Origin of the sequence: Mesorhizobium sp. M1227, assembly GCF_040318315.1 — a bacterium.
GTDB lineage: Bacteria > Pseudomonadota > Alphaproteobacteria > Rhizobiales > Rhizobiaceae > Mesorhizobium.
Window position 1 is genome coordinate 1 of the sequence record NZ_JAMYLZ010000084.1, and the last position, 4,365, is coordinate 4,365.

Annotated in this window: 5 protein-coding genes and 1 pseudogene; 4 read left to right on the forward strand and 2 right to left on the reverse strand. The window is 59.6% G+C overall.

What is annotated here, in order from left to right:
• Nucleotides 1-374 (forward strand): hypothetical protein (locus NKH28_RS34030; protein WP_352981432.1); only part of this gene is annotated, 374 nt, incomplete at its 5' end.
• 5 nt (nucleotides 375-379) lie between these two features.
• Nucleotides 380-511, forward strand: coding sequence for a hypothetical protein (locus tag NKH28_RS34035; RefSeq protein ID WP_352981433.1), 132 nt, complete (start codon nucleotides 380-382; stop codon nucleotides 509-511).
• Between the two features lie 271 nt (nucleotides 512-782).
• Here NKH28_RS34035 and NKH28_RS34040 read toward each other — a convergent pair whose 3' ends face one another.
• Nucleotides 783-1,697 carry an alpha/beta fold hydrolase gene (locus tag NKH28_RS34040; RefSeq protein WP_352981435.1) on the reverse strand — a complete coding sequence of 305 codons (915 nt, stop codon included), beginning with the start codon at nucleotides 1,695-1,697 and terminating at the stop codon, nucleotides 783-785.
• A gap of 322 nt (nucleotides 1,698-2,019) precedes the next feature.
• On the opposite strand from NKH28_RS34040, the pseudogene NKH28_RS34045 reads away from it, so the two are divergent.
• A pseudogene (locus NKH28_RS34045) lies at nucleotides 2,020-2,272 on the forward strand (alpha/beta fold hydrolase); the annotation flags it as partial.
• A 309-nt stretch (nucleotides 2,273-2,581) separates the two neighbouring features.
• Here NKH28_RS34045 and NKH28_RS34050 read toward each other — a convergent pair.
• Nucleotides 2,582-3,181, reverse strand: coding sequence for a sulfotransferase family protein (locus NKH28_RS34050; protein WP_352981434.1), 600 nt, complete (start codon nucleotides 3,179-3,181; stop codon nucleotides 2,582-2,584).
• Nucleotides 3,182-3,632: 451 nt separating this feature from the next.
• On the opposite strand from NKH28_RS34050, the gene NKH28_RS34055 reads away from it, so the two are divergent.
• Nucleotides 3,633-4,040: a hypothetical protein gene (locus NKH28_RS34055; RefSeq protein ID WP_352473287.1), complete on the forward strand. Its 408-nt coding sequence runs from the start codon at nucleotides 3,633-3,635 to the stop codon at nucleotides 4,038-4,040.
• Nucleotides 4,041-4,365 lie beyond the last annotated feature (325 nt).

The following is a 4,365-nucleotide window of genomic DNA, read 5'->3' on the forward strand; positions in this document are numbered from 1 at the left end:
GTGCTCGAAACACTGACTTTGCCCGAGGACAGCAAAACGGTCACGGGCTCTTCGAACGTGCCGACATCTCGTTCGCAGGTCATATGCTGGTCTCCTTTCGCAACCTCCCCAAGACTTTACGGGTGAACCATCCGTTCCGTTGCGTCACGTTTGTCCCGGTGGGCGAACATTCTGTGAGGATGGGAGCTCGTCCAGAGCGCGGGCTTGATCGCTCAGACTGGACTCGCCAACGCGTCGCGGTCCTCAAACAGCGAGAACCGTCCTTATCGTTACGGGCCACTTGCCGGCGCAGGCATCCGCAGACGGAAGTCAATACTCATTTCTGGGGATGGAAATCTCGCGTGCAGATCGGCGAAGCTGGGCAAGAGGAGTGATCGTTATGACCGTTCTTGCCCATAGCATCGCCAGCGACCGCCACGGAACGTGGCGGGCCGTCTTCTCGCCTGAAGAGCTGCATCTCTATTTGGAGTTCATCGGCCAGGCGCCGGCACAAATCCCGTCGACTCGATGAGCCTCGACGGCTTCCTTGCACGGCGGCCAAAAGATGCTCTCCACCAGCGGGCGCGCTGTAGAGTTTCGCGATTTTCGCCACAGCGACGATATTGGACACCAGGGTCCGCCGATCCATCAGGGCAACGGACGCCATCTTGGATCGGCTAGTGGTCGATGCTCAGGACGACACAATTGCTCGGCGTCAGAAGATGTCCTGGCCAGCATGGGCCGGCTGGTCATTGTAGCTCTCCGTCGGGTTTGCGCGCCGGCCTTAGCGGGCAGCGGATAGGCTACTTGGCGAGGAAGTCCGTGATGAGCTTGACCGTGGCGTCCGGGTTTTCCTCCATGATCCAGTGACCGGAGCCCGGTACGATCCCAACAGTCACATGGGTCGCGACATAGCGTAGATCGTCTGCCTGGGCCGTGCCGAAAGACTTTTCAGCGCCAACGGCTAGCACCGGCATCGAGACTTTGCCGCCCTTCGCCAACAACTCCTTGTTGTCCGCCGCATCCTGGTTAAAGGCGGCGAATTGCTCGAAGGCGTCGTGCATGGCGTGAGGTCGCGCGTAAAGTACGGAGTAGTGCTTGCGCGTTGCTTCGTCGATGGCCTTCGGATTGGCTGACAACTCGTTCCAGAAACGGTCGAGATAGATACGCTCGCGCCCTGCTACCAGCCGCTCCATGTCGGGACCACGAAAGTTGAAATGCCACAGCAACGGCAGGCGGATGATGTTGTCCCAATCGCCGATGCCCGGCAGCGGCGCATCGATCACAACCCAGCGGGTGACTCGGTCGCGATACTGGGCGACGAAAGCGTAACCCACCATGTTGCCGATATCGTGGGTGACGAGGTCGGCCTTCTTGATCTTCAGATGGTCGAGGATACCGGCAATGTCGACGGCCTGGTTTTTCTTTGTGTAACCGGTGTCGGGATGGGCGGACAGTCCCATGCCGCGCAGGTCTGGCACGATTACGGTGTGATCTTGCATCAACTTTGCCGCAACAGGCGCCCACATGTCGCCACTGTCGCCGAAGCCGTGTAGCAGCACGACGGCGGGGCCCTGTCCCCCGATGCGGACATTAAGGCTCGTGCCGTTGGTTTCGATCGATTGCGTCTTGAAGCCTGGCGGGAATGGGACGACCCGCGCCGTGGCCGGCAAGCTAGCGAGCAGCAGACCTAGCACTGCCATGATCATCCTACACATGTCGTCCTCCGTGAACGTTGTTGCACTGAGCCATGCCGACGTCGGCGTGTCGCTGCCGATCCGCTTCGATGAGGAGCATAAAGACTCGCAGACGGCCCTAATAGCTCGAATCGCCGTCGATTGAACGAAGAAGGCCTTTTGTTGTGTTGCGTGATTCAGAATTGGTAGCATCAGGGCATGTTGGGAAGACTGTATGTCGCCTCTGCCGATGAGGTGGCTCGTCCTCCTGTGGTGAGGATCGGCTCGGCCCGCCCCGAGCAACGCTCGGACGCGCACTGTAGGGCGAGCCACCTCATCGCAGAGGCGGACATACGGTCTTACCATGATGAGTAGCGCCAAGCCTCACTATGAAGCCATCAAGGCCTTCTCACTGAGGATCTGAAGAAGATCACCGTGCCCACGCTGGTCATGCATGACGACGATGACAGGTCGTGCCGATCGAGGATTCGGGCAGGCTGTCGGTCAAACTTCTGAAGAACGGCACTCTGAAGGTCTATACGGGTTACCCGCACGGCATGCTGACGACGCACGCGGACGTCATCAACCACGACTTGCTGGCCTCCATCGAGGGCTGAACGTATCTTTGGGACGCGTTCGCGTTCGCAAAATGACGTGGCGGAATTTGGCCCGCCAGGTCCATCTTTGCCGGCCGCAGGCGACGACCACTGACTGAACTGCCTTTCCGGCCATCTGCTTTAGCTGTGGCGTTGGCGTCGCTTTGCCCCGAGGTAGAGAAGTCGTGCATTGAGTGGCGGCACAACCGGATCCAGCCGTGTCACTTTCGCCGTCGTGCCGGGTTCGAACCCGCACGGCACAGTGAACGATCGCATCGCGCCGCATTTCGGCCGTGGAGGGCGGCTTCGCCTTGGTTCAAGCAGACCCGTTTAGCGTGTCTCGGCCCGCCGCCGGAATTCCTCGGCGCTGTTCCGCATAGGATACGGCTGCTCCGGGATCGGGACGCCAAGATGGCGGCATAGCGGCTCCCATCCTTGCCCGAGTACATGCACGAGCAGTCGGCCAGGCGGCACAGTGGTGAGCACGTCGTGCCGATGTGATTCGTAGACGGCTATCGCGTGAGCGCGATCGACGCGTCCTCCAAAGACCTTGCCGAAAACGAGGGTCTCCCCCAGAGAGTCCGGGTCGACCTGACCGCGGCGCGTCACCTGAAACGCGCTTTCCATACTTGTCCACCAGCTTTCGGCCGAGCGGTCCGTGTGAACGATCCGTGCTTCCGGATACGCTTCGATCAATTCGCGCCAATAATAAGAGGAGGGCCAGTCCACGCAGGATGAGTAGCCCTCAAACAGACTCTCCCAGTCTGCCGACGCACCTTTGGCTAAGGCCCTCCAGCGCTGCTTCTGAATGGCGCTCCCATCGACTTCGAACATGTGATGGCAGGGTCCGAAGCCCAACAGGTTGAGCGCCTCTCGCATGGAGTCAGTTCCGGTGCGCCCGAAACCCGTTCCGATGACCTTGAGCGGCATGACAGCCCTCCACCGTGCCTGCGCCGAACCGGATCATTTATCTCCGCCAGCCGAGCACTATAACAGCTGTTTTTGCGAAAGTCCGTCTTGCGCCACTGCCGGTCCTTCCTTGCGCGCCTCAGTAGCTGACCTTCAGGCACTGGCGGAGTTTGGCCTTCGCGGACCCCATGCGACTATTCTAAAACTCTAAAATTGGCGACACGGCAAGTCACGGGCATCGCGTCCTACACCTTTATCGGAAGAGCATTGATCATAGCTGTGGATACGGAATACGCCTCTGAACAGATTGGCGAATGTCGCCTGCATCGCGTGCCTGGCAGATCACGCTGCCACACCGGGTATACAAGGTGGTAACGGCAGAGCCGCCGCCGGCCGGCGTGTTGGTGGTGTGCGCCGGCCAAACGCGTCATAGGTCATGCCCGTCGCCCTGCCAGACTCTCCGGGATAGACGATGCCGATCAGCCGAGGTAGCACGCCACAACTTGAGACGGTTTTGATCGAGATGATTGTCCAAGCGGCAGATTTTCCGGCGGCCAGCTTCGATACTGTAGCAGGCGACTGCGCCGATAAATCTGGAGGCCGAATACTCTTCAATGTTCGCGTTGACAGCCACGTGGATGTTCAGCGAGTTGCCGCCATCGCGAGCAAATCTGACGAGGGGACGACTCCTTTGCTTTTGCTGTTGGATCGTACGGGGACGTCGATCAAGATCCATGAGGTGCCGGTTGAGGACTACTCGTTGGTAGTCTCCATCGCCCGTTGGGCCAATCAGCCCCTTCACTTGCAAGCCATCACCAGCGTCAATGTCGAGGTTACTCTGCTCCTGGACGCTGTCGCGTCGGAAGCACGGCCGGATTAGCTGAATGCGGACCCAGCCGATGTTAGCGGGGCCTACGCGTTAAGAACGGGTCCACTCCTCGTGCTGCTTTGTGCATTCCACATTGCCTTTTTATGCGGCTTCCAAGCACGAAGCGTGAACATCGACGCAGAATGGCTCTGATGTCCCACTCGCTTTAGGCAGCTTTGCGCCTAATGTCGGTCATTCCGGTCGACTTGACCGCCCGCCAAACCTGACAATGCTGGTGCCAGTTGTGTGCGTCAAGTTCTGCAAAATGGCGTGGCATTGCGGTGACATCGGCGTGTCCGCCGCGCAGCCCCCGTGTTTAGCGGAGCGGCGGACACAT